The sequence below is a fragment of the Gilliamella sp. B2969 genome (assembly GCF_026536195.1).
Lineage (GTDB): Bacteria > Pseudomonadota > Gammaproteobacteria > Enterobacterales > Orbaceae > Gilliamella.
Window position 1 is genome coordinate 199,313 of the sequence record NZ_JAFNOP010000001.1, and the last position, 26,490, is coordinate 225,802.

At 35.9% G+C, this 26,490-nt stretch carries 22 protein-coding genes; 13 read left to right on the forward strand and 9 right to left on the reverse strand.

Going from position 1 to position 26,490, the window contains the following annotated elements:
• Nucleotides 1-3 precede the first annotated feature (3 nt).
• From murE to yfbR, 13 genes are all read left to right on the forward strand, one after another.
• Nucleotides 4-1,557, forward strand: coding sequence for a UDP-N-acetylmuramoyl-L-alanyl-D-glutamate--2,6-diaminopimelate ligase (gene murE, locus J3U66_RS00900; RefSeq protein ID WP_267347593.1), 1,554 nt, complete (start codon nucleotides 4-6; stop codon nucleotides 1,555-1,557).
• Nucleotides 1,554-2,915: a UDP-N-acetylmuramoyl-tripeptide--D-alanyl-D-alanine ligase gene (gene murF / locus J3U66_RS00905; RefSeq protein ID WP_267333548.1), complete on the forward strand. Its 1,362-nt coding sequence runs from the start codon at nucleotides 1,554-1,556 to the stop codon at nucleotides 2,913-2,915. The genes murE and murF overlap by 4 nt, the downstream gene beginning before the upstream one ends.
• A gap of 15 nt (nucleotides 2,916-2,930) precedes the next feature.
• Complete coding sequence (gene mraY / locus J3U66_RS00910; protein ID WP_267333547.1) at nucleotides 2,931-4,013, forward strand: phospho-N-acetylmuramoyl-pentapeptide-transferase; 1,083 nt, start codon at nucleotides 2,931-2,933, stop codon at nucleotides 4,011-4,013.
• A 22-nt stretch (nucleotides 4,014-4,035) separates the two neighbouring features.
• The gene (gene murD, locus J3U66_RS00915; protein ID WP_267347594.1) at nucleotides 4,036-5,370 is read left to right on the forward strand and encodes a UDP-N-acetylmuramoyl-L-alanine--D-glutamate ligase; all 1,335 of its coding nucleotides are present in this window, start codon (nucleotides 4,036-4,038) and stop codon (nucleotides 5,368-5,370) included.
• Entirely contained in the window at nucleotides 5,367-6,518 is a 1,152-nt protein-coding gene (gene ftsW, locus J3U66_RS00920) for a cell division protein FtsW (protein ID WP_267333545.1), read from the forward strand. Before murD ends, ftsW begins: the two co-directional genes overlap by 4 nt.
• Nucleotides 6,518-7,570, forward strand: a complete 1,053-nt coding sequence (murG, locus tag J3U66_RS00925) for an undecaprenyldiphospho-muramoylpentapeptide beta-N-acetylglucosaminyltransferase (protein WP_267343955.1) — start codon at nucleotides 6,518-6,520, stop codon at nucleotides 7,568-7,570. The genes ftsW and murG overlap by 1 nt, the downstream gene beginning before the upstream one ends.
• 168 nt (nucleotides 7,571-7,738) lie before the next feature.
• Nucleotides 7,739-9,184, forward strand: a complete 1,446-nt coding sequence (murC, locus tag J3U66_RS00930; protein WP_416379699.1) for a UDP-N-acetylmuramate--L-alanine ligase — start codon at nucleotides 7,739-7,741, stop codon at nucleotides 9,182-9,184.
• A gap of 5 nt (nucleotides 9,185-9,189) precedes the next feature.
• Entirely contained in the window at nucleotides 9,190-10,098 is a 909-nt protein-coding gene (locus tag J3U66_RS00935) for a D-alanine--D-alanine ligase (RefSeq protein WP_065633873.1), read from the forward strand.
• Nucleotides 10,099-10,111: 13 nt separating this feature from the next.
• On the forward strand, nucleotides 10,112-10,945 hold the full coding sequence (locus tag J3U66_RS00940) for an FtsQ-type POTRA domain-containing protein (protein WP_267347596.1): 834 nt from the start codon (nucleotides 10,112-10,114) through the stop codon (nucleotides 10,943-10,945).
• Between the two features lie 21 nt (nucleotides 10,946-10,966).
• Nucleotides 10,967-12,220: a cell division protein FtsA gene (gene ftsA, locus J3U66_RS00945; RefSeq protein WP_267333542.1), complete on the forward strand. Its 1,254-nt coding sequence runs from the start codon at nucleotides 10,967-10,969 to the stop codon at nucleotides 12,218-12,220.
• A gap of 93 nt (nucleotides 12,221-12,313) precedes the next feature.
• Nucleotides 12,314-13,441, forward strand: coding sequence for a cell division protein FtsZ (ftsZ, locus tag J3U66_RS00950; protein WP_416379582.1), 1,128 nt, complete (start codon nucleotides 12,314-12,316; stop codon nucleotides 13,439-13,441).
• A 65-nt stretch (nucleotides 13,442-13,506) separates the two neighbouring features.
• Nucleotides 13,507-14,421, forward strand: coding sequence for a UDP-3-O-acyl-N-acetylglucosamine deacetylase (lpxC, locus tag J3U66_RS00955; protein ID WP_267347598.1), 915 nt, complete (start codon nucleotides 13,507-13,509; stop codon nucleotides 14,419-14,421).
• Between the two features lie 87 nt (nucleotides 14,422-14,508).
• Nucleotides 14,509-15,096, forward strand: coding sequence for a 5'-deoxynucleotidase (gene yfbR, locus J3U66_RS00960; protein ID WP_065633868.1), 588 nt, complete (start codon nucleotides 14,509-14,511; stop codon nucleotides 15,094-15,096).
• Between the two features lie 82 nt (nucleotides 15,097-15,178).
• On the opposite strand, the gene J3U66_RS00965 is transcribed toward yfbR, so the two are convergent.
• The 9 genes from J3U66_RS00965 to J3U66_RS01005 all read right to left on the reverse strand — a co-directional run bounded on the left by J3U66_RS00965 (nucleotide 15,179) and on the right by J3U66_RS01005 (nucleotide 26,456).
• Nucleotides 15,179-17,632 carry an autotransporter outer membrane beta-barrel domain-containing protein gene (locus J3U66_RS00965; protein ID WP_267347600.1) on the reverse strand — a complete coding sequence of 818 codons (2,454 nt, stop codon included), beginning with the start codon at nucleotides 17,630-17,632 and terminating at the stop codon, nucleotides 15,179-15,181.
• A gap of 122 nt (nucleotides 17,633-17,754) precedes the next feature.
• Nucleotides 17,755-18,426: a response regulator gene (locus J3U66_RS00970; protein WP_267333539.1), complete on the reverse strand. Its 672-nt coding sequence runs from the start codon at nucleotides 18,424-18,426 to the stop codon at nucleotides 17,755-17,757.
• Nucleotides 18,426-20,045, reverse strand: a complete 1,620-nt coding sequence (gene dcuS / locus J3U66_RS00975) for a DcuS/MalK family sensor histidine kinase (RefSeq protein ID WP_267333538.1) — start codon at nucleotides 20,043-20,045, stop codon at nucleotides 18,426-18,428. The genes J3U66_RS00970 and dcuS overlap by 1 nt, the downstream gene beginning before the upstream one ends.
• A 125-nt stretch (nucleotides 20,046-20,170) precedes the next feature.
• The gene (locus tag J3U66_RS00980) at nucleotides 20,171-21,331 is read right to left on the reverse strand and encodes an NAD(P)-dependent malic enzyme (RefSeq protein WP_267333537.1); all 1,161 of its coding nucleotides are present in this window, start codon (nucleotides 21,329-21,331) and stop codon (nucleotides 20,171-20,173) included.
• A gap of 125 nt (nucleotides 21,332-21,456) precedes the next feature.
• Nucleotides 21,457-22,776 carry a 2-hydroxycarboxylate transporter family protein gene (locus J3U66_RS00985; protein WP_267333536.1) on the reverse strand — a complete coding sequence of 440 codons (1,320 nt, stop codon included), beginning with the start codon at nucleotides 22,774-22,776 and terminating at the stop codon, nucleotides 21,457-21,459.
• A gap of 96 nt (nucleotides 22,777-22,872) precedes the next feature.
• Nucleotides 22,873-23,628 carry a molybdate ABC transporter substrate-binding protein gene (gene modA / locus J3U66_RS00990; RefSeq protein WP_267347601.1) on the reverse strand — a complete coding sequence of 252 codons (756 nt, stop codon included), beginning with the start codon at nucleotides 23,626-23,628 and terminating at the stop codon, nucleotides 22,873-22,875.
• A complete protein-coding gene (locus J3U66_RS00995) occupies nucleotides 23,615-24,379 on the reverse strand; it encodes an ABC transporter ATP-binding protein (RefSeq protein ID WP_267333534.1) in 765 nt (254 codons plus the stop codon). The genes modA and J3U66_RS00995 overlap by 14 nt, the downstream gene beginning before the upstream one ends.
• Nucleotide 24,380: 1 nt before the next feature.
• Nucleotides 24,381-25,394, reverse strand: coding sequence for a FecCD family ABC transporter permease (locus J3U66_RS01000; protein WP_267347603.1), 1,014 nt, complete (start codon nucleotides 25,392-25,394; stop codon nucleotides 24,381-24,383).
• 9 nt (nucleotides 25,395-25,403) lie between these two features.
• Nucleotides 25,404-26,456, reverse strand: coding sequence for an ABC transporter substrate-binding protein (locus J3U66_RS01005; RefSeq protein ID WP_323849532.1), 1,053 nt, complete (start codon nucleotides 26,454-26,456; stop codon nucleotides 25,404-25,406).
• Between the last annotated feature and the right edge of the window lie 34 nt (nucleotides 26,457-26,490).

Below are 26,490 nucleotides of genomic sequence, written 5' to 3' on the forward strand. Positions count from 1 at the left end.
ATGATGTCTACAAGCACATTTAAAACATTATTTGAATTATTAGGTGGAACTGGCAAATTAGAATTAGCCGATTTTCCGCTTAATCATTTACGTATCGATAGTCGTCAAGTGGAAAAAAACGATGTGTTTGTTGCGATCAAAGGGCATGCCGTAGATGGTCGTAATTTTATTGAACAAGCCATTTTGGCAGGTGCCGTTGCGATACTTATTGAAACTAATCGAAAATCGAATAATTTAAAAATTGATTATCTTAAGCAAGATGATAAGTCTGTAATACCACAAATCAGTATTTTTCAATTGTCACATCGTTTGTCGATGATTGCTAATGATTTTTATCATTCACCTTCCAAAAAATTGTCAGTGATTGGAGTAACAGGCACTAATGGTAAAACCACAGTGACACAACTTATTGCTCAATGTACTACGTTATTAAATGAAAAAACCGCTATTTTAGGTACTATTGGTAATGGTATTTATAATCATCAGCTCGAGCCATCAACCAATACCACTGCATCAGCTATCGATGTACAAACTTTATTAGCCGATTTTGTGAAAAAGCATGTCAAAGTTGTAGCAATGGAAATTTCTTCACATGGTTTAGCCATGGACCGCGTTAAAAGTTTAAATTGTGCCGCAACCGTATTTACCAATCTCAGTCGAGATCATCTTGATTATCATAAAACTATGAGTAAATACGCGAAAGCAAAATGGTCATTATTCACTCCAGAAGAAAAGCAAAAGCAAGTACTAAATTCGGGCAAGTCAATTGTTAATTATGATGATAAATATGGCAAGCGATGGATTGAAAAACTGACACAGGTGACAGCGGTATCTTGCCAGCCTAAATCGTTACGTCGTTTAAAAGCATTAAATATACCTTATGTTGGCGTATCGATGATTGAATACCACGATAAAGGCGCCAAAATTCATATGGAGTCAAGTTGGGGAAATGCCATTATCAATAGCCGTTTATTAGGTGAATTCAATGTTTCTAACCTACTTTTGTCTATTGCAACTTTATTAACACTAGATTACCCATTTTTTGCTGTTGTGAATATGGCCTCTTTTCTTAAACCAATTTGTGGAAGAATGGAAGTTCTACACGAAAAAAATAGTCCTACAGTTATTGTCGATTATGCGCATACGCCAGATGCATTACAAAAAGCGTTACAAGCTAGCCGAATTCACTGCAAAGGAACGTTATGGGTAATTTTTGGTTGTGGTGGTGATAGAGATAGTGGAAAGCGCCCATTAATGGCTGAAGTGGCTGAACAATTTGCTGATCAAATTGTACTAACTAATGATAATCCACGCACTGAAGATGAAATGAACATTATTCATGATATTCAACAAGGGTTACATGATGGTACCCATGTAAAAGTCATCCCTGATAGAAAACAAGCGATTACTTATACACTAAAACAAGCTAAATCTAATGATGTAATATTAATTGCAGGCAAAGGGCACGAGGATTACCAGATTGTAGGTAAAACCAAATATCACTATTCCGATCAAGAAACAGTGAAACAGCTTTTAGGAGTAGCGAATCAATCATGATTCCATTACAAATTAAACAAATCAAAAAAGTCATAAATGGTCAATCTTATCATATCTTAAACGAAGATATGATGATTGATGCTATTTGTACAGACTCCAGAAACATTATCAAAAATGCAGTATTTATTGCCTTAGTGGGTGATCATTTTGATGGGCATGTTTTTGTTGAACAAGCAATAGAACAAGGCGCTAGTGTGGTTATTGTTGATCATAAAATTGACAATAATGCTATTGCTCAAATTGTCGTTAAAGATACAAAAATTGCACTTGGGCTTATTGCGGCGGCGGTTCGTCAGTTAAGTCATGCTAAAATTGTTGCGCTCACTGGTTCTTCGGGTAAAACCTCGGTTAAAGAAATGACTGCCGCAATTTTACAACATTGTGGTCAGACACTTTATACTCAGGGCAATTTTAATAATGATATTGGTGTACCGTTAACGTTATTCCGTCTAACTGAGCAAGATCAATATGCAGTAATAGAATTAGGCGCGAATCACATTGGTGAAATTGCGTATACAACTAATATTGTTAAACCCCAAAGTGCTCTAATTAATAATATTGCGCAGGCGCACCTTGAAGGCTTTGGTTCGCTTGATGGAGTGGCAACCGCCAAAGGTGAAATTTTTGCAGGATTAGCGAATAATGGTATTGCTATCATCAATTTAGATAGCTGTAGTGATAAGTGGTTTAATTCGTTAGGTAATAAAACGGTATGGACTTTTTCATTATCTAATCCATCGGCTAATTTTTATGCCAGTAATATTCAAATCGCTCAGACCACTTCATTTATCTTACATACACCTAATGGTCAATGTGCACTAGAACTTCCCTTGATTGGTGAACATAATGTTTCTAATGCGGTTGCGGCGTCAGCTTTAGCGATTTCTGTAGGCGCAACGTTTAATCAAATAAAGCAAGGTTTAGCTACCTTAAAACCGGTAAAAGGTCGATTGTTTCCAATACAATTAAATCAAACCCAGTTAATTTTGGATGATGCTTATAATGCTAATGTTGGTTCAATGTCGGCAGCTATTAAGGTTTTAGCAAAGCAACCTGGTTATCGAATTTTAGTTGTTGGTGATATGGCTGAATTAGGCGAAGATGCCGAAAAATATCATCAACAAATTGGTGAGCTTGCTCATCACGAAAAACTTGATTGTGTCATTAGTGTCGGTAATTTAAGTCAATTTATTAGCCAGTATAGTGGTGTCGGCCACCATTTTAATCATAAACAAGATGCAGTGAATTATCTGTTAATGTTACTACGGCAGCATCCAATTTTAACCATACTAGTTAAAGGATCACGTAGCGCTAAAATGGAAGAGCTCATCGAAAAAATTCAAATCGAACAATGTTGATTCAGGATTAAAATTATGTTGTTTTTAATATCAGAACATTTAGTTAAATATTTTACTTTTTTTAATGTTATCTCTTATTTAACGGTCAGGGCTATCTTAGCGCTGTTAACTTCATTAGCTATTTCATTAATTATGGGGCAAAAGGTCATTGATTGGCTTCAAAAATTGCAGATTGGTCAAGTCATTCGTAATGATGGGCCCGAATCGCATTTAAGCAAAAAAGGGACGCCAACAATGGGAGGAACCCTCATTTTGGCATCAATCTCGATTTCAGTTTTTTTATGGGCAGATCTGCGTAATCCTTATGTCTGGGTAACCTTATTTGTTTTAATTGGTTACGGTATTGTTGGTTTTGCAGACGATTATTTAAAAGTTATTCGTAAAAATACAGCGGGCCTTATTGCTAGGTGGAAATACTTTTGGCAATCAGTTATTGCCTTAATTGTTGCGTTCGGCCTTTATGCTTATGGTAAAGATACGGCGGTAACCGTATTAGTTGTTCCTTTTTTCAAAGATGTGATGCCACAATTAGGATTATTCTTTATTTTGCTAACCTATGTGGTCATCGTTGGTGCCGGTAATGCGGTTAATTTGACGGATGGACTTGATGGACTTGCCATCATGCCAACAGTATTTGTTGCAGCAGGTTTTGCTTTAGTATCTTGGGCTACCGGTAATGTTAATTTTGCTGCTTATTTACATATTCCCTATATTAAATTCAGTGGAGAACTCATGATTGTTTGCACTGCAATCGTCGGTGCTGGACTTGGCTTTTTATGGTTCAACACGTATCCGGCTATGGTATTTATGGGCGATGTAGGGTCTTTAGCGTTAGGTGGTGTGTTTGGCATCATTTCAGTATTATTACGCCAAGAATTTTTATTACTGATAATGGGTGGTATATTTGTTATTGAAACGTTATCGGTAATTTTACAGGTTGGTTCTTATAAATTACGAGGTAAAAGAATTTTCAGAATGGCGCCAATACATCATCATTATGAACTTAAAGGTTGGCCGGAACCGCGGGTGATTGTTCGTTTTTGGATTATTTCATTAATGTTAGTATTAATTGGGTTATTAACGTTGAAATTACGTTAATTAATAAGATCAGGATTAAATCATGATTAGCTATCAGGGCAAAAACGTTGTTATTATTGGCTTAGGCATCACAGGGCTCTCTTGTGTGGACTATTTTCTTGCTCAAAATGTGATTCCAAAAGTGATTGATACACGTTTAAAGCCACAAGGATTAGAACTATTAGACAGCCGTATTGAATACCATTTAGGTGATCTAAAGCTTGATTGGTTGTTAGATGCTGATTTAATTATCGCAAGTCCCGGTATAGCTTTATCTACGCCACAATTACAACAAGCGGCAAACCAAGGTATTGAAATTATAGGCGATATAGAACTTTTCTGCCGCGAGGTTAACAAGCAAGCCAATAAGCAAGTAGTTGCCATTACCGGCGCCAATGGTAAAACAACCGTCACAACATTGGTTGGTGATATTGTTAAATCATCAGGTATTAAGGTTGGTGTTGGTGGTAATATCGGTGAGCCGGCATTATCACTTTTAAAACAAAATGTTGATGTGTATGTGCTTGAACTTTCAAGCTTCCAATTAGAAACAACTTTTAGTTTACAAGCAACTGTAGCGACGATTTTAAATATATCCGAAGATCACATGGATCGCTATCCGCTAGGTTTAATGCAATATGCTCAAGCTAAACAACGCATCTATCATAATGCAAAGTATTGCGTATTTAATCACGATGATAAATTAACAATACCTGCGTCTAATGAGCAAAATTGTGTCTCATTTGGGGTAAATAAAGGCGATTACCATTTAGATAATAAGTGTGAACATTTAATTGCACAAAATGAAGTGGTTTTATCGACTAAAGAGATGAAACTAATTGGGCGTCATAATTATTTAAATGCGTTGGCTGCGCTTGCTATTAGTGATCGATTAGGTATTTCCAGAACGTCAAGTTTAGCAACCATAGCAACCTTTCAAGGTTTAGCTCACCGATTTGAATTGGTATATCAACAAAATGGTGTGAAATGGATTAATGATTCAAAAGCGACCAATGTTGGAAGCACCGAGGCAGCGTTAAATAGTGTAGTGTGCCAAGGAAAGTTATATTTACTATTAGGTGGTGATGGAAAATCTGCCGATTTTACCCCTCTGATTCCTTACTTACAAAATAACCAGATTGAGGTTTTTTGTTTTGGGCGAGACCGTCAATTACTTGCAAAATTAGCACCGAGTAAAACTACTGTGACTGAAACCATGGCAGATGCAATGCAACTGATCGCGAATAAAGTTAAGGTGGATGATGTGGTATTGCTTTCCCCTGCGTGCGCCAGTTTAGATCAATTTAAAAATTATATTGAGCGAGGTAATCAATTTGCTCAACTGGCAAAGCAATATGCTCAAAGGAGTGAAAAATGACGTTTTTTTGGATAAAAAAACAGGTAAATCCAAATATACCGTTTGATAATTCATTACTCTGGACAGTGTTTGGTTTAATGATTTTTGGTTTGATTATGGTGACATCGGCATCGATGTCATTTAGTGAAACTAATCCTTTTTTCTATACCCAGCGCGAATTAATTCAGTTGGCTATGTCCCTGTTTTTAATGTTTGTAACATTGTATATTCCTATGCAGCGCTGGCAACAATTTAGTACCGCTCTTTTAATTGTTGCCATTATTATGTTAGTGATTGTATTAGGCATAGGCTCTTCAATCAATGGTGCATCGCGTTGGATCCCATTAGGTGTTTTTAACTTCCAACCGGCTGAGTTAGCCAAATTATCTTTATTTATTTTTCTAGCAGCCTATCTATCACGCAAATCCGATGAAGTGCAAAATCGTTTTTGGGGATTTTTTAAACCTATGGTGGTGATGGCTGTTTTATCAATTCTACTCTTAAAACAACCCGATTTAGGTACCGTTATTGTGCTGTTTATGGTAACCATTGGTATTTTATTTATTGCCGGTGCTCAGTTGTGGCAATTTATTGCTATTTTGTTGACGGGTGTTGGTGCTGTGATATGTTTGATTTTATATGAAGCTTATCGTTTAACCCGTTTATTAACCTTTCTCGATCCTTGGCAAGACGCAACAGGATCGGGCTATCAGTTAGTTGCTTCATTGATGGCCATTGGTAGTGGTGGTATTACTGGTCAAGGAATGGGCAATTCAATTCTTAAATTGGGCTATTTACCCGAATGTCATACAGATTTTATTTTTTCCATTATTTCTGAGGAGTATGGTTATCTTGGGGTTGTTGCTTTATTGATGTTGTTATTTTTTCTAACATTTAAAGCATTAGCTATTGGATATAGAGCACTTAATGATGGTTCGCAGTTTTCAGGTTATTTAGCTTGTGAAATTGGTATTTGGTTTGGTTTTCAAACTTTCGTTAACATAGGCGTAACATCAGGCATGTTACCAACTAAAGGGTTAACATTACCATTTATTAGCTACGGTGGTTCAAGTCTTATTGTAATGAGCATTGCTGTTGCTATATTACTGCGAATAGACTATGAGTTTAGACAAAAACAAGCACAAGCAAGAATAAGGTCAATAAAATAATGAAAAAATTATTAGTGATGGCTGGTGGCACAGGCGGTCATGTATTTCCAGGTATTGCCGTTGCGCATTATTTGATGAAACAAGGGTGGCAAGTTAGGTGGCTTGGTACAGCAGATAGAATGGAAGCGCATTTAGTTCCTGAAAATGGAATTGATATTGATTTTATCCAAATATCAGGTTTACGTGGAAAAGGAATAAGCGCTTTATTAAAAGCACCTTATAAAATTGTTAAAGCGGTTTTGCAAGCAAGAAAAATTTTGAAAGCTTATCGTCCTGATGTAGTGCTTGGTATGGGGGGATATGTATCAGGTCCAGGTGGAATTGCAGCTAAAACTTTAGGTATACCTATTGTATTACATGAACAAAATGGTATTGCTGGTTTAACTAACAAATGGTTAGCGAAAATTGCAACTAAAGTGCTTCAAGCTTTTCCTACTGCTTTCCCCCATGCTGAGGTAGTGGGTAATCCGGTTCGCAATGATTTATTGCAACTAGCTGATCCTAGTGAAAGATTGAAAGATAGACAAGGTCCAATTCGAGTATTAGTAATGGGAGGTAGTCAAGGTGCTAAAGTGATTAATGATATTGTGCCTAAAGTGATAACCAAATTGTCCGATAAATATGTAGTTTGGCATCAAACAGGAAAAGGAATGCTAGAATCAGTTTCTCAGTCTTATCAAGATTGTGATATGACAAACAATAAAATTACTGAATTTATTTCTGATGTTGCCGAGGCTTATAATTGGGCGGATATTGTCATTTGCCGAAGTGGAGCACTAACAGTAAGTGAAATTGAAGTGGTCGGTATAGGGGCGATTTTCGTGCCATTTATGCATAAAGATCGCCAGCAATATTGGAATGCAAAATCTTTAGCCGATATTGGTGCTGCAACTATTATTGAGCAACCCGATTTTAATGTTGCATCGCTTTCTCATTTACTTGAAAATTTAAATCGATCGGAGTTAATAGATATGGCCGTTAAGGCTAAAAGTTTAGCCATTGTGAATTCGACAGAAAGAGTGGCTCAAACCTTGTGTTCAGTAGTAAAATGATTAATTTTTTATATAATGTGATGTAATCATCTTACTTAAGATGTTTAAGATTAATAATATCGTTATGACATATCAATTATTGAGTTCATTAATAATAAGCATAATAGAATACTCAATAAAGTTAAGGCATAACACGTAAATAAAAACAGTATAATTAGGAGTTCGATTGTGAATACGAAGGAATTAGCTGAATTAAGAGCAATTATTCCCGAAATGAAACGTGTCAAACATATCCATTTTGTTGGGATAGGTGGCGCTGGCATGGGAGGAATTGCCGAAGTTTTGGCTAATGAAGGTTATCAAATTAGTGGCTCGGACATTGCTGAAAACGCGGTAACACAACATTTAGAGGCATTAGGTGCAAAAATTGTTATTGGGCATGCGGCCGAAAATATACTCGGTTCAAGTGTTGTTGTGATATCTTCAGCTATTTCGCAAGATAACATAGAAGTTGTTGCGGCACGTGAAGCGCGTATTCCAGTTATTCAACGGGCAGAAATGTTAGCCGAACTAATGCGTTTTCGCTATGGTATAGCCATTGCCGGTACACACGGTAAAACCACAACAACAGCCATGGTTACAGCTATCTATGCTGAAGCAAAACTTGACCCGACTTTTGTTAATGGGGGATTGGTTAAAGCAGCTGGCACACATGCGCAATTAGGTAGCAGCCGTTATTTTATTGCCGAAGCAGATGAAAGTGATGCTTCATTTCTTCATTTGCAACCAATGGTATCGATTGTCACCAATATTGAACCTGATCATATGGATACTTATCAGGGTAATGTCGAAAATCTTAAACAGACATTTATCTCGTTTTTACGTAATCTTCCTTTTTATGGTTTAGCAATAATGTGTTATGACGATCCATTTAATCGTGATTTATTACCTATTGTCGGGCGTAAAATTATCACTTATGGATTTAGTGAAGAAGCGGATGTGGTCATTAAAAATTATCGTCAGGAACAAGGTATCAGCTATTACACGGTGTGCCGACCAAATCATGAAGATTTACAGATAGAATTAAATGCACCAGGAAAACACAATGCGTTAAATTCAGCTGCTGCAATTATTGCTGCCACTGAAGATGGTATTGACGATGAGTCAATTATTCATGCCTTAGCTAAATTTGCGGGCACCAGTAGACGGTTTGATTTATTGGGGGTCTTCCCGCATGTCAATGGCAGCGATATTATGATGGTGGATGATTATGGTCATCATCCAAGTGAAGTTAATGCAACAATACAGGCAGCAAGAAATGGTTGGCCCGATCGTCGATTAGTCATGTTGTTTCAACCCCATCGATATACTCGAACTCGGGATTTATTTGATGATTTTGCGCAAGTTCTTTCTCAAGTCGATGCGCTGGTTATGTTGGATGTTTATTCGGCCGGTGAGCAACCCATTGCGGGAGCGGATAGTCGATCTTTATGTCGTTCGATTCGTAATCGCGGTAAAGTTGATCCAATTTATGTTTCCGATTTAGATCTTCTACCTGAGATTATGCAGGAATTATTGCAAGGTGGGGATTTATTATTAACACAAGGTGCTGGTAGTGTAGGTCGTATTGCTCGACAATTAGCCAGTGCTCAATTATATTCAAAAGAGGTATAATAATCATGAACGATAAAGTAGCTGTATTATATGGTGGTACCTCTGCGGAACGTGAAGTGTCGATTAAATCTGGTCGTGCAGTGCTAGCCGGATTATTGGCCAGTGGGATTGATGCCCATCTTATTGATACTAAAGACCATGCTATTACGGATCTAAAGCAACAAGGTTTTAATAAAGCTTTCATCATACTGCATGGACGTGGAGGTGAAGATGGTATTGTTCAGGCCATTTTAACTTATCAAAATATTCCTTATACAGGCAGTGATGTGTTGTCATCTGCACTGACAATGGATAAATTAAAAACCAAATTAATTTGGAAAGCAATGGATTTGCCGGTTGCCAATTATGTTATGGTTAATAAAACCCAACCTGTTGATGTTGAGTCTATTGTTAAACAACTTGGTTTACCGCTATTTGTAAAGCCAATTCATGAAGGATCAAGCGTTGGGATGGCAAGAGTTAATGAAATCTCTGAATTGAAAGATGCTATAGATGTTGCTTTTCAATATGATGATGCGGTGATGGTTGAGTCATTTTTATCTGGACCGGAATTTACAGTAGCAATTGTTGGTGAAGAAGTTTTACCCGCAATTTACATTAAACCCGCTACCAAATTTTATGATTATGATGCAAAGTATCTATCTGACTCAACACAATACTTTTGCCCAAGCGGTTTACCCGAAAATAAAGAACAGGAAATTCGTAAATTGGCCCTTGATGCTTATAAAGCAGTAGGATGTCGAGGGTGGGGAAGGGTAGATATTATGTTTGACGATAATCAAAATCCTTATTTACTTGAAGTCAATACCGCTCCAGGTATGACAGATCATAGTTTAGTGCCAATGGCAGCCAAGCAATACGGTTGGTCATTTAGTGAACTAGTTACACGAATTTTAAAACTGGCAACTATATAATGGCCCTATTTTTATGAAACAAGTTAGGCAAGCAGCACATCGACGAGAAGAAAGAAAAAAAAGGCGCCTGCTTATTTTTCGTAATACAGAACAATTCATGGGATTTTTGTTCTTTATTATGATTATTTTAATTAGCACTTGGATTGTGCAAAGTATTAAAGAGTGGATGGATGATCCAGAACAAATGGTATTGTCTCAGTTAACATTGAGCGGAGAACATACTTATACAACGGAAAATGACCTTAGGGAAGCGATTTTAGGTTTAGGTTTACCAAATACTTATATTGGACAAGATGTTGATGATATTCAGCAAGAAGTCATGCGCTTTCCATGGGTTAAGCATGCCAGTGTACGAAAACAGTGGCCGGATCGATTGATTGTTCATGTCGAAGAGTATAAACCGGCATTTTATTGGAATGATTTATTTTTACTTGATGAAAATGGCGTTGTATTTAGTGTACCTTTGGATCGTATTAACAATTTAAAATTACCAAGGCTATATGGACCTGAAGGTAAAGCAAAATCAGTACTCGAAACATATTATAAATTAGATAATTTATCTAAAAAACTGGCTAATAATCAGTTGGCATTAAAGATTGACGCGGCAATATCCGATGAGCGAAATGCTTGGCAACTGATGGTAAAACAATGTATTGCTGGTATATGTGTTGAAGATCAGGAAATAAAATTGGTGTTAGGAAGTGAAAACATCGAAGAGCGTTATCAACTATTTATGAAATTATTTCCTGAAATACAATCAAGAATACCAACAAATGAAAGAATAACGGTCGCTGATTTACGTTATGAAAATGGTATTTCAGTACAAAGAGAAAAAATAGCGCAGTAAGGAATAAATAAAGGCTGAAGTATGAAAGCAACAGAAAAAAAATTGGTTGTAGGACTAGAAGTTGGTACATCAAAAGTACTTGCTCTTGTTGGTGAGGTTCTTCCCGATGGTATTATTAATATCATTGGTGTAGGGCACTGCCCATCAAAAGGCGTTGATAAAGGTGGTGTTAACGATCTAGAATCTGTGGTGAAATCAATCCAACGTGCTGTTGATCAAGCTGAGCTAATGGCAGATTGCCAAATATCTTCGGTTTATTTAAGTCTTTCTGGCAAACATATTCGTTGTCAAAATGAAATTGGTATGGTGCCAATTGCCGATGAGGAAGTGACCGCCGAAGATGTTGAAAATGTGGTGCATACAGCAAAATCAGTCAGAATTTTAGATGAACATCGAATCTTACATGTTATTGCCCAAGAATATTCCATTGATTTACAAGAAGGAATAAAAAATCCGATTGGTTTGTCTGGCGTACGTATGAAAGCTAAAGTGCATTTAGTCACTTGCCATAATGATATGGCCAGAAACATTGTAAAAGCGGTTGAACGTTGTGGTTTAAAAGTTGATCAGCTTATTTTTTCTGGCTTAGCATCGAGTTATGCAGTATTGACTGATGATGAAAAGGAATTAGGCGTCTGTGTTATTGATATGGGCGGCGGCACAATGGATGTGACGGTGTATACAGGTGGTGCTTTACGTCATTCTGTTGTCATTCCTTATGCGGGAAATGTTGTTACTAGCGATATCGCTTATGCCTTTGGTGCCCCGCCAATGGATGCTGAAAATATTAAAATTCGCTATGGTTGTGCTGTCGGTTCATTAATTGGTAAAGATGAAGTCATCGATGTACCGAGTGTCGGCGGTAGACCATCTCGTTCTTTACAAAGACAGACACTTGCTGATGTCATAGAACCTCGTTATTCTGAACTTCTTTCCTTAGTTCAAAAAGAATTACTTTCGCTACAAGACGAACTAAAAAAACAAAATGTCAAATATCAACTCGCAGCCGGTATTGTATTAACTGGTGGTGCAGCTCAAATTAAAGGTATGGTTGAGTGTGCGGAAAAAGTTTTTCAAAATCAAGTACGTATAGGTCAACCTTTAAATATTTCGGGCCTAACTGATTATGTACAAAAACCTTATTGTTCAACGACAGTTGGGTTATTACACTATGGGAAACAGAGTTTATTAAATGATGATGGCAAAGATAGTGACAAATCATCATTAAAAGGGATAGCTAAACGTTTGACCGGTTGGTTTAAAAAAGAATTTTAGCTAATATATTTCAAGAACTTCGTGGACATTGTAGACGGTTATCTGTACAATGTTCTAAGATCGTATAATTGGAGATAAGTTATGTTTGAGCCTATGGTTGCAGATGATGAACCAGCAGCAGTCATTAAAGTTATTGGTGTTGGTGGTGGCGGTGGTAACGCCGTTGAACACATGATTGCTGAACATATTGAAGGTGTAGAATTTTTTGCGGCAAATACAGATGCACAAGCATTAAAAAGAATTAAGGTAGGTCAAACTATCCAAATCGGTACCAATGTAACCAAAGGACTTGGTGCTGGTGCTAATCCTGAAGTGGGTAGAAATTCTGCCGAGGAAGATCGTGAGGTCATTCGTAGTGCTATTGAAGGCGCTGATATGGTATTTATCGCAGCGGGAATGGGTGGTGGAACAGGAACAGGTGCTGCCCCAGTCGTTGCTGAAATCGCTAAAGAGTTAGGTATTTTGACCGTTGCTGTAGTGACAAAACCATTTGGTTTTGAAGGTAAAAAGCGTATGGCTTTTGCTGAGCAAGGTATTGCTGAATTAGCTAAGCATGTTGATTCACTTATTACTATACCAAATGATAAATTACTAAAAGTATTGGGTAGAGGCGTTAAGTTATTAGATGCTTTTGCGGCAGCAAATGGTGTATTAAAAGGTGCGGTACAAGGTATTGCAGAATTAATTACTAAACCTGGTCATATCAACGTGGACTTTGCCGACGTTAGAACAGTGATGTCAGAAATGGGATATGCCATGATGGGATCAGGTCGTGCAAGTGGTGATAATCGAGCTGAAGAAGCTGCTGAAATGGCCATTTCTAGCCCATTATTAGAAGATATTGATTTATCTGGTGCGCGCGGCGTCTTAGTTAATGTTACCGCCGGTTTAGATCTTGGCTTAGAAGAATTCGAAACAGTGGGTAGTACAGTCAGAGCATTTGCTTCTGATAATGCCACTGTTGTTGTCGGGACAACTTTTGATCCTGATATGTCAGATGAAATTCGAGTTACTGTTGTTGCAACAGGCATTGGTATGGATAAGCGTCCAGAAGTTAAAATTGCTAAACCAATTTCACAAAACTCGCTATTTGGTCAAAGCAGTAATTTAGGACATCAAGAAGAGAAATTAGCTAAAGTGGTTAATGAGCAAAGCATTTCTCCTCTGGAAGAAAATAAAATTTTAGATATTCCTGCTTTTATCCGTAAGCAAGCGAATTAGTGTTGAACTTATTTGGTTTTTTATTGTCTAATGTCAATAGAAACAAATAGAATAGTAGGTGTAAAGTGAAACAAAGAACATTAAAAAGGACAATACAAGCAACAGGTGTTGGTTTGCATACCGGCAAAAAAGTTACTTTGACGTTACGCCCTGCGCCTGAAAATACAGGTGTTATTTATCGTCGTACTGATTTGAATCCATATGTTGATTTTCCGGTGGATGCAAAATCAGTGCGTGATACTATGCTTTGTACATGCTTAGTGAATGAAGATAACGTTCGTATCTCAACTGTTGAGCATATTAACTCAGCGCTAGCAGGTCTTGGCATCGATAACATTATTATCGAAGTTGATGCGCCTGAAATCCCAATTATGGATGGTAGTGCAAGTCCGTTTGTTTATTTACTGCTTGATGCAGGTATTACCGAGCAAAATGCACTTAAACGATTTTTACGCGTTAAAGAAACTGTTCGCGTTGAAAATGGTGACAAATGGGCTGAAGTTAGACCATATAATGGGTTTAGATTAGATTTTACTATCGATTTTCATCATCCGGCAATTGATAGTAGTTCACAACGTTATCAGTTGGATTTTTCGTCTGAATCATTTATTCGTCAAATTAGCCGAGCAAGAACATTTGGTTTTATGCGTGATATTGAAGCATTACAATCAAAAGGTTTGTGTTTAGGTGGTAGTTTAGATTGTGCAATTGTGGTTGATGACTATAAAGTCCTTAACGAAGATGGCTTGCGTTTTGAAGATGAATTTGTTCGTCATAAAATGCTCGATACTATCGGTGATTTATATATGTGTGGCCATAATATGATTGGCGAAGTCATTTGTTATAAATCTGGTCATGCTTTAAATAATCAATTATTACAAGCTTTATTAGCAAAACAAGATGCGTGGGAATATGTCACTTTTACCGAAGAGCAAACTGTTCCACTTGCTTTAGGTACGCAGCAACTTGTTTTAGCTTAAAAATTTAAATACATTTATTTATCTAATAAGCGCTTCCATACAGTAATGGAAGCGTTTTTTATTTTTAAATCAGAAAGAGTTTTCCCTATGAATACTAGTCATTTTTTTGCTCATTTGTCACGATTAAAATTGATTAATCGCTGGCCTTTAATGCGTAATGTGAGAACTGAAAATGTATCTGAACACAGTTTGCAAGTGGCTTTTGTTGCGCATGCTTTAGCTATTATTAAAAATAAACGATTTAATGGTAATGTTAATCCGGAACGAATTGCATTATTAGCTATGTATCATGATGCATCAGAGGTTATCACGGGCGATTTACCCACACCAACCAAATATTACAATCCACAAATAACGGTTGAATATAAAAAAATTGAAAAAATAGCACAAAATAAACTCATTAATATGTTACCCAAAGAGTTACAAGACGATTTTAGATGCCTAATTGATGATGATTTTTATACTGAAGAAGAAAAAAGCATTGTGAAACAAGCTGATGCTTTATGTGCATATCTTAAAACAATTGAAGAGTTAAGTGCGGGTAATAACGAGTTTAAACTGGCAAAACAGCGCCTTAAAAAAACTTTATCTGAGCGAAGCAGCCCTGAAATGGATTACTTTTTAGATGTTTTTGTACCGAGTTTTAATCTTTCTTTAGATGAGATCACTGCATAGAGAATTATTGCTATGTCGATTTGATGATGCTCTTTTTTGAAAAAACAGTAGAGCATCATCTTTGTCTGGTTAGTTTCAGTGATTAAAAACTAATTTTTGTAAGAGCCGTAATATAATTTGAATTTCTTTTACTCTCACCAAAGTATTGATAATTAATATTTACATCAACTAAATTATATTTATAGGTGATGCCGCTAGCAAAGTTATATTGATTTTTGCTACGGTTGGATGAGTAGGCACGCATTTTAGATAAATTATCAATGCCATTAATAGTGATATCACTATCAAATTCATCATTACTCAAATTAAATGCATAACCTGTTTTTGCGGTTAACAATAATTGACTATCCTGATTTTGCCAAACTAAATAATTCGCTGTTAAATCGACAGGAATCAATAATGATGAGTTAGATGATTTAGCATATTTAACTAAATCAATACTGTTATAACTGACATTATGTGCGCTATTTTCAGTATGCACATAAGTTAAACCAATCGCAGGTGTTAATGTTAATTGATCAGTACTTTGCCAGTCATAACCAATCGAACCACCAATATTCCACGTATTACTATGGAATTTTTCTTTGATAGTATTGTGATTGTCGTCTGCTTTTAATCGGTTTTTTCCATAAGAGTAGCCGGCGTAAGTTGATGCAATGATATTTGTTGGTGATTTATAAGTAGAATAAAGCTGAATTTGATAATTATTGATATCTGAATCATTGGATGAAGCTGCTTTATTTTTATAATCACCTGACGAATAACCGATTGCTGAACCTACCAGTAGGTTATCTAGCAACTCGTTGTCGTATCCCATCATAAATCCGTTAGAAGAGTATTTATAACCAGAAATACCATCATGGTTATCGGTATTTTCATCATGATGGGTAAGGTTTATCCATAAATTATCATTATTACCAGCTAATTTTTTATTTTGAAAATATTGTCCAACTTGTTTGTCTAAGATTGATTTCGTGTAATTGAAGTTGTTAAGTGCAATTTCAGACAAGTGTAAACCCTGATTATTATTATATAATCCAGCTAAGGTGCGATTAAATTGTAAACTCGTGCCACGATTTTCAATAGCTAAATTACCTCGTCCTATTGCGCTTAATATTGCCCAGTTTAAATCGCCAGCTAACGATTTATCAGAAATAACACTGCCTTTATTAGTCGGATTATAGAATGATTCATACGAAACTTTAGCTACATTTTGTGCAAATCGTTTTGCTACATTTTTTGAATTAGTACCGACTTGTTGATAATAACGGGAAATTTGACGATCAGCAGCAGCTTTTGTTTGAGCGGCATTACTAAAGTCAGTGACATTAGTCGCGTTAACAAATTTTAACTCATTGCCTGTTAATTTAAAGTTCAGATCGCCATAAATGTTTTGAATAAGTGCTTTTGTTTCATTATTTTGAATATTAGCAATTTTCAAAGAATTATTTGCTGATAATACGGTGGCATTAGCTTCAGAAGAGGTATATTTAAATGCGTTCTTTAAAAAGTCATCTGTTGCAGAAAATTTTGCTGTTGTATTAACATTAACATTATCACCATTAATTTCATTAATCTGTTTAGTATCAGAAACCCCGTAACTGATAATGCCATCAATATTTAATTGTGATGTTCGGTTAGTTTGATCACTAATGAAAAGAGAGCCTTTAGAGGATTCGATTGTCGCATTTTTACCGATATATACCTGTCCATTTGATGCCAGTTTGACAAAACCATTACCTCGGCTAGCACTTAAAATACCTTGATCAATCACGTTGAAATTACCACCAAGGCTGACATCAACAGTCCCTCCTCGCATAATGATCATTTTACCGGTCTTACCTATGGTCACAGAAGACTTATTGATATCGTTATTGGTCGTTTCTAGTACTGTTTTTGCTCCGATGATTTCAATATCACCACCAGTTAAATTAAAGCTACGAGTGATTAACTTAGCTGGTGCTAGAGCGGTACCGGCTAAATGATTATCGCCACTTCGAATATTGGTATCGCCATCTACTTTTACGGTGGTTTTACCTGTCGTATTTACGCCTGTTCCCATGACATTACCAGCCAAAATCATGAGTCCGCCTCTTTCTTTATCTGCACCTAATTCAACATTAATATCGCCTGTTACATGAACGTTAATGTCTTGATTGATAGGGTTATATGGATAATCTTTATGCAATCCTAAATATTGAGTAAAGAATTTTGTATCAAATTTACCAATCCATGTATCATTATGAATTTGAAAGTTACCATTGATATTCATATTGATATCACCTGCGGCAAGTGAAGCTGTTTCACTATCGGTTTTACCACTAAAACCTAAGTGAAATGAACCATCACTATTAACAGTCAAACCGTCAGAAACGTTAATATTAACCGCATTAGTAGTACTGTTAGTTATGAAATAACGTTCATTAATCTGGTTAAAAGGTAAAATGACATCAGAAGAAGCGACATAGTTATAAGCTTGTGCTTGATTGGCACTAAATACTGTGATGATTAATAAAGAAATTGATTTGAGTTTCATGGTTTATTCAAAAATCCTTTTAAAAATGAGGATAATAAACCATCAATAATAATAATCAATAATTTTTATTTCTTGACTGTTATTATTTTATAATCAATATGTTAATTAAAAATAATCACAAATTAATTCTGATAAGTATAACGTTTTACTGGTCTACCAATGGATAAGTAGGTCAAATGACTTTCAAGCTCTTCACGCTCTTCTAAGTAATCAAGATATTTTTTTAATGATATGCGCGATAATGGTATTAACTCGACAATATCGCTCATCGAAAATTCATGATTATAGTGAATAATAGTTTCACGGACTTTTTTTAATGTTTGGCTATCAATTCCTTTGGGTAACTCTTTATGGTTTATCGATGGTTTGGCAAAAATACGATCGTCTAATTGATGTTGATTAAGTATTTTTGATGACGACAATAAACGTACTCGTTCTTGATATGAAATAAGTGCAGTTCTTAAACGTTCAAAGGTAAATGGTTTGACAATATAATCAATTACGCCCAAACGTAATGCTGTTTGGATATCACTGGTATTACATGCCGCTGTCACCATAATAATATCAATTTGTGGATAACTGATACGAATATGTTGTAACAACTCAAGCCCATTAAGTTTAGGCATAAAGACATCGAGTAAAATAAGATCTATATGATTGTCATGAATAAAATGGAGTGCTTGTTCGCCATTACTCACATTGGCAATTAAATGAAATCCTGTCATCCTTTGTAGGTATTTTTTATTTAACTCCGCCACCATTGGATCGTCTTCAACAATCAATACATCAACCATTACTCTTTCTCTCTATAAAGTTCACAAAGTGGTAATGATACTTTAAAACAAGCCCCTTTTTTATTAATTGGATCACACAATTGAATATGCCCACCAAGTTCATCAAGACTAGCTAATACTAAATAAAGTCCTATACCTCGGTTATCTCCTTTGGTTGAATAGCCTTTGTTAAAGATATATTGTATATCTTCTTGTGCAATACCTTCACCATTATCAATGACTTCAATTTCAAAAATTTCATGACTTATCACTAAATTAATAATGATCTGTTTATCATCTAAAAATTGAATAGCATCTAATCCATTATCGATGAGATTGCCAAGAATGGTAATTAAACTGTGGGTCACAGAGATATTCGGGATGAGTTTTAATTCACCTTTAACATTTAAAGATAATGATATACCGAGCTCACGAGCTCGACTAAATTTGCTATTTAAAAATCCCGCAATAATAGGATCTTTTATTGTTTGACTAATTAGCTTAGATTCGGCTTGTTTGTTACCTATTATCTCTTCAAGATAATCGATTAACTCTTGTTTATTATCATTAAAGGCTAACCCATAGATAACATGTAATTTATTATTAAATTCATGAGATTGTGAACGTAATGCATCAGCATAACGATTCACCCCCGTTAGGTTTTCGGCTAATTGTCGTACTTCTGTCATATCCCTAAATGAGGCAATCGCGCCAACAAGTGATTCTTTTACAAATAATGGTGTTCGGTTAGTTAAAATAACAACGCCATTGATGTTTTGTTCACAATCATATTCAGGAATACCTGTCATCATGACATCACACAATCGAGTATTAGGAATAATCTTTGCAATTGGATAGCCGATAATATTATCTTTGCTATCTGGTAAACGTAATATTCTTCTCGCTTCGTCGTTGATTTGGGTTATCAGCCCTTCACGATTAACAACCACAATACCTTCTTTAACTGTTCGTATAATTGCATTTCGTTCTTCAAATAAGTGAGCCATCTCTAATGGTTCGAGTCCATATAATATTTTTTTTATGTTTCGGGAAAGTAAAGACGCTAAGATAATGGCGATGATTAATGATGCGACTAATGATAACCAAATAGGTTGACTGGTTTTGGCTGCTGAATGATTAATTTTTTTTAGCGTTTGTCCAACTAGAACCCCCCCAATTTGCTGGTGTAATTGATTGAAAATAGGTCTAAAAGCACGCACTGAATCGCCTAGGGTTCCTTTAGCAATGGATGAATAGGATTCGCCTTTTAATGCCGGTTGCTCATCGCCGCCAACAATAAGTTGCCCAATTTTGTTTTTATCTGGATGGGAAAGGCGTATGCTTTGCATATTAAAAATAACCACAAAATCGACTTGAGTCATTATCCGTGCTTGTTCAGCAATAGTTTGAATGGAGGCTAAATGTTCTGGTGTTGGGGTTTGCATTTTATGGATGATGTCATCGGATGTTGAGATGATATTAGCAATATTTTCAACCCCTTGACGTGAATGCATTAAATATTCGTCATTAACAACATGTACAATATAAATATTTTGGGCAATAACCGATAGTATAAATACCAAACAAATTAAGCTAATTAATTTAATTTTTAGTGTTAATCGATTAAAAAGATACTTCATATTCATCATTCATGCTAAATCATTAATAGACTGATTATATTAACTTATTAATGGTAAAAACCTACTACCCAATTATTTTGATAGTAGGTTTTGATTGTTAAGTTTAGTTATTGATCCTCTATTACTTATTCACTTTTAGCCGCATTTTTCACACTTTCGGCCACGACTTTGGCGACATTAGGTTCAAAAGCGTTGGGTAATATACACTCTACAGATAATTTATCGGGTGTAATAATGTTGGCTAAACCTTTAGCTGCCGCTAACTGCATGGCTAATGTAATATTTTTGGCTCTCGCGTCAAGTGCACCTCTAAAGATGCCTGGAAAAGCCAGTACATTATTAATTTGATTTGGATAATCACTGCGCCCTGTTCCGACAATGTAAGCGCCAGCGGCTTTTGCTTCATCAGGAAAAATTTCGGGTGTCGGATTTGCCATTGCAAAAATAATTGATTTTTCTGCCATGGTTTTGACCCAATCGGCTTTTAAAACCCCAGGTGCAGATACGCCAATAAAAACATCGGCATTTTTTACTGCATCTTCAAGTGTACCTTTTTGTTTTGATTTATTTGTTCTTTTGGCTATCGCTAAATGATGAGGTGGTAGGCTTTGATCATCTTCAGATAAAATGCCAATTTTATCGACGATTTTTAGATCGGTAACACCTGCCGCTAAAAGCATATCGGCAATAGCTAAACCAGCAGCTCCACCGCCGTTAATAACAACTTTGGCCGATTCAATTGTTTTACCCGCCACTTTTAAAGCATTATATAACGCGGCTAAAACAACAATAGCTGTGCCGTGTTGATCATCATGGAAAACAGGGATATCTAATATTTCTTGCAATCTTTTCTCAATCTCAAAACATCTTGGCGCGCTAATATCTTCAAGATTAATTCCGCCAAAAGATGGGGCTAATGCTGCAATATGCTTAACTAACTCATCAGGATCTTGCGTATTGAGTGATAATGGAATGGCATCAACATTAGCAAATTTTTTGAATAATATCGCTTTGCCTTCCATGACGGGTATTGCTGCTTCAGGCCCTATATTTCCTAGCCCTAATACCGCTGAACCATCAGTTATAACCGCAACCAGATTGCGTTTGCTGGTATACTCATAAACTGATTCAGGATTTTTAGCAATTTCAGTACACACTGCAGCAACTCCAGGGGTATAAGCCACACTCAAATCCGACATAGAGTTAACCGGGACTTTAGCATTTATTTCAAATTTGCCATGCATTTGTTTACTGATAGCTAAGGCTTTTTCTTGCACTGTTGTCATAATTATTCCTTTTTAATTATACTCAATCAATTTTTTATAAGAGGTTAGATAATTGGATATCTAAACTGTTAACCTAATCATGTAACATGATAATTATTAATTATTTTAACTCATCTTTTTTGCGACTACATATGTAAATATCTTAATAGTGCTGTTGTGCATATCACCATTAATGCGCCTCCTAATCGCGTTGCGACTTGCGCAAAAGGCATTAGATTCATTCGATTAGCGGTTGAAAGTATCGCAACATCGCCTGTTCCCCCCATACCACTTTGACAAGATGAAATAATCGAGGCTTCAACAGGGTACATTTTTAGGAAGAAACTACATACAAAACCGGTCATCGAAACAGTTAATACAACCGAAATGATGGTTATAAAATAAGGCACGGTTAATACATTGACTACACTACCTAAATCAATATACAACAACCCTAATCCTGCCATTAATGGGAAGGTAAAATTGCCAGAAATAAACTTATACCATTGCTGGCTACCCCGTTCTACACTTTCAGGTAGCAAACGGAAGTATTTCACTATTGCAGTAGCAATGATCATTAAAACTGGTCCAGGGAAGTGAGTTATCTTTTCTAAAATCATACCGAAAATAAATAAGGTAGCTAAAATCATTATCGCACCGCTCATGGCTCTAGCATCTAATGGTGTTTTATCTTCTTTTAATGCGTCGGCAAGTCCATCAAATTCAATTTTGACTAACTGACCATGACCACTTAACTGTGGTTTTAACTCACCGATTCGACTCATAATAGCGGTGAAAGTAATAGCAAAAAAGTTACCTACAACGGTTGCTGGGATTAATGCACTCACAAAGGAATCATAATTTTGATTAAGGATATTACTATAAGCATTAGATAGCTGTAACACACCTTCACCGATTCCGCCTGCCATCACAGGGGATACTGTGTAGAAAAATGCATGTTCCCATGTATCACCAAAAGCGACAGCAACTGCAACGCCTACAACAGCTGCGATGCACATGCCAAGCAGCATAGGAATCATCATACGAATAAAACCTTGAATCAAAATGACTCGATGCATACCAAGAATACTACCACAAACTAAACTCGCAATATAAAACAGCAGGAAATTAGAATCCTTCATTAACATTTTTGTGGCGGCTAATGTGTTTTCATCAAAAACGCCATAATATACAAGGATTGAAGGCACAATTAAGGAAAGTATAGCTGGTGCACCAAATTTTTTAAAAAAGGGAATATTTTGCCCAATAGTGCCTAAACACCATCCAAGGGGTAAAATCACCGCAAAACCACCAATTAATGTTTTAGGTAACATGTTTAACTGGGCTGCAATGATAACAATAATTGAGCACACAATAAAAATTGGTAAGGGTAACGAACCAATATAAATTTTATTTTCTTGTATTTTCTGCATCATGCCCATAACTGTATCTCTCCTTTCTGTCATTTTATTATTTCTCTAAATAACAGTAGTATAGTTATACAGTTCGAAATCAGAAGAATATGAAACTTATCTAACTCGTTTTGTAATTAATGTAAGTAGTTAATTTGTTTTTATGTTCGTTATTTTACCAAAGCCGTTAGCCATCAAGCAGTTTTGACCGTTTTCACTAAGTAAAAAACCAATAAATAACTTCGCCATTTTATGAGCTGGTTTAAGTAAGGCAATACTGTAATCTATAGCAGGATTAAACTTGTCAGGCAAATTAATCATAGCTAATTTCGGATTTTGTAAAATTGTTTGTGCATAATTAGCATAACCGATATAGGCGTCAACGGTATTGTTTAATAAAAAATATTCAGCCGGATGCATCGCTTTAGGGATATTGCTCTCTAGTGATCCCCCGACTAATTGTTTGGCGCGGTGTTTTAATTGTTCATTCATACCCGCATAGCTGGCACCTATGTTATCAAATAGCTGATAAGTATAATCCCCAGAAGGATCTTTTTGCGGAGTAGACATCCCAATACGTGTTTCAGGATGTAATAATAATTTGATGATATCGCTTGATGTCCATTTTGATTCATTTCTGACAGTGACACATAAGCGATTATGGGCAAAAACATAATCAGATATAGCCTTTCCGTGATCTATGAGTGTTTTAGGATGCAACGTGTTAGCCGATGCAAATAAATGAATATTATCGTCAGGCGTTTTCTGCAATAGTTTTTCACATAGTAATCCAGCCGGTCCAAATTTTATATGAATTTCGGTTGAAAAGCTTTGTTTGAATAGTTCGGCTAATGCAGGAAATGCAATACGTAAACTTCCCGCTGCATAAATATTAAGTGTTGTCATAATGATTACCCATTGTGTAAAGGGGAATGATGGTTTGGCAGTCAGAAAAAACTATTTTTTTCATTGTGATGTTATATAACTGGGTTAATTGTGTCTCGGTTAACAACGTTTGGGTAAGACCATATTGGTAACCTGTTTCATCAAGTAATAATACTTTGTTAGCTAAACTCATTGCATGAGCTGGATCATGCGTTGTAAACACAATAGTTAAATTTTGTTTCTGTACTAATGAGGACAGAATGTTTAACACTTTATGTTGATTATGTAAATCTAATGCACTTGTTGGCTCATCGAGTAATAAAATTTTCGATTCACTCATTAATGCACGGGCAATAAGCACTAACTGTTTTTGACCGCCAGAAAGCTGTGAAAATAGGTGATGACTATAATGTGCTAATCCAAATTGGGCTAACTTATCTTCAACTAACTGCAAAAGGTGTCGATCGGGTTTTCCAAATAATCCCCATTTTTTAGCACTTCCCATTACCACAATTTCCCATACTTTATAATCTATATTAGGCATAAAATTTTGTGGGACAAAGCTGCAACAATGAGGATTGTTAATAGTGCCACTTAAAGGCTTAAGCGTTCCCATTAACGTATTAAGCAAAGTACTTTTTCCTCGGCCATTCACGCCAAGAATAGCGATAATATCATTGGTATGAATTGTAATATTTATCGCAGTAGTTAAGGGTTTACTCTGTTGATAACCACAAATTAAGTTATGTGTTGTTATAATCGCTGATGTCATTTTAGGATTTCTGTAAAATTTGATGTCGTAATAACAAAACAAAACAAGGCGCACCAACCAGCGCTGTAATAATACCGAGTGGTATTTCAGCCGTGCTGAGGGTTCGTGCAATATCATCAACAATAATCATAAAAGCACCACCTAACCAGAATGTTATCGGCAGTAGTCGTTGATGATTACTACCGACCAATAATCGCGCGGCATGAGGAATGATTAATCCTACCCAGCCAATACAACCACTTACTGCCACTTGCATAGAAATAATTAAGGTACACAAAATTAAAATTAACCATCGAGAAAAAAGAATTGATATACCTAAATTTTTAGCTTCACTATCCCCTAATGATAAAATATTTATTCGCCAACTTAGCCGGATTAGTAAATAGCTAGCAATAACAATTGGAATGGCTAATGTCATTAATTTATCCCAATTAGCGGTGGCAAAACTACCTAATAACCAAAATACAATATTGGGGAGTGTTTCTTCACTATCGGCCAAGTATTGTATTAAACTCACCAGTGCGTTAAAAAAACCACTTAATATTAATCCAACTAATACTAGAACTAGCACATTGTTTTGTTTAATAACGTGAGTTAATAATAAGATTAAAACTAGTATTAATAGCCCAAATGAAAAAGCTGAAACCATCAGTCCAAAGGTTGAAAAATTTAACAAAATGGCTAAAGTCCCACCAAAAGCCGCGCCTGATGTTACGCCAATGACATGAGGATCAACAAGCGGGTTATAAAATAACCCTTGTAATACGGCGCCGCAAATTGCTAATCCTGCACCGGCAAGAAAAGCTAATAAAATTCGTGGTAATCTTACTTGCCAAATGACTTGATTATCAACCACCATTGTTTGATCTATTTGTGATGTTGGCAATGAAAGCAATACATGGATAACTTGGCTAACAGATATTGAATAGTGTCCAATAATTAATGAAACAACTATTAATATTATGGTTAATATAATCAGGCCAACATGTAAATGGTGATAGGAAAAGCTGATCATATTATATTGTTATTCCCCATGATAGTTGACGCGATAAAATCGCCAGTAATAATCATTGGCTTGTTTTTGCATATCGATATCTTTAAACAAATCTGGGTAAAGTTTTTTTGCCATCCAAAGCTCACCGATGGCTAAAGCTTCAGGCATAGGGTATCCCCATGCTTTTGCGTATTCAGGCATTAAATAGACTTTATTTTGTTTAACGGCATCAATATTTTTCCATAAATCATCGGATAAAATTGTTTGAACGACTTGTGGATATCGATCTTGCACAAAGATTACTTGTGGATTCCATTGTATGACATTTTCTATCGAAACTTGTTTAAAGCCTTGAATCGTTGCTGCAGCAACATTAATGGCACCTGCATGTTCCATCATTAATCCAGTATATTTGCCCGAACCATAGGTGGTGAGATCTGGATTAGCCATATAAACGCGTATGCGTTTTTCAGGTGCTATACGTTGTAATCGATCTGTGACAATTTTTCGATGCTCAAAAGAATAGTTGATTAAGTCCTCGGCTTCATTGTTAGCATCAAGCACGTCACCAATTAGGCGTATTGCTTGTTTTAATCCTTCATTGTAAGTTGTCTCTTCATCAACCATAATGGGATTTATTTTATCTGCCTGTGAGGCTATATCTTTGCGTAACGAGATAGCAATAACTGGAATGTTGAGTTTTTCAATTTGATCGATAACTGCTTTGGGCATGTAGTTTGTGACAAAGACAACTTGTGGTTTGAGAGCAAGTAAACTTTCGATATTAACCGAAGTTAGATCGCCCGGTGTCGGTAGGTTAGACAAAGTTGGAGCAAATCTGACAAAGTCTTTTCCTAATAATTTTTGCCAAGAAGACAAAACACCCACAAGGGTTTGTTGACGGTTTAGTTGTACAATTAGATTTAATGTTTGATGTTGCAAAACGACTACTCTTTCCACTTTATCAGGGATTTGAACAGTACGGTTAAGTTGATCAGTCACTTGTTTAGCTTCACAAGTAAAAATTAAGCATTGTGATAAAAACAATCCAACTAGTAGTAAAAACTTTTTATAAATTTCCATCGTTCATCCTAATAGACATATAATGTGTTAATTA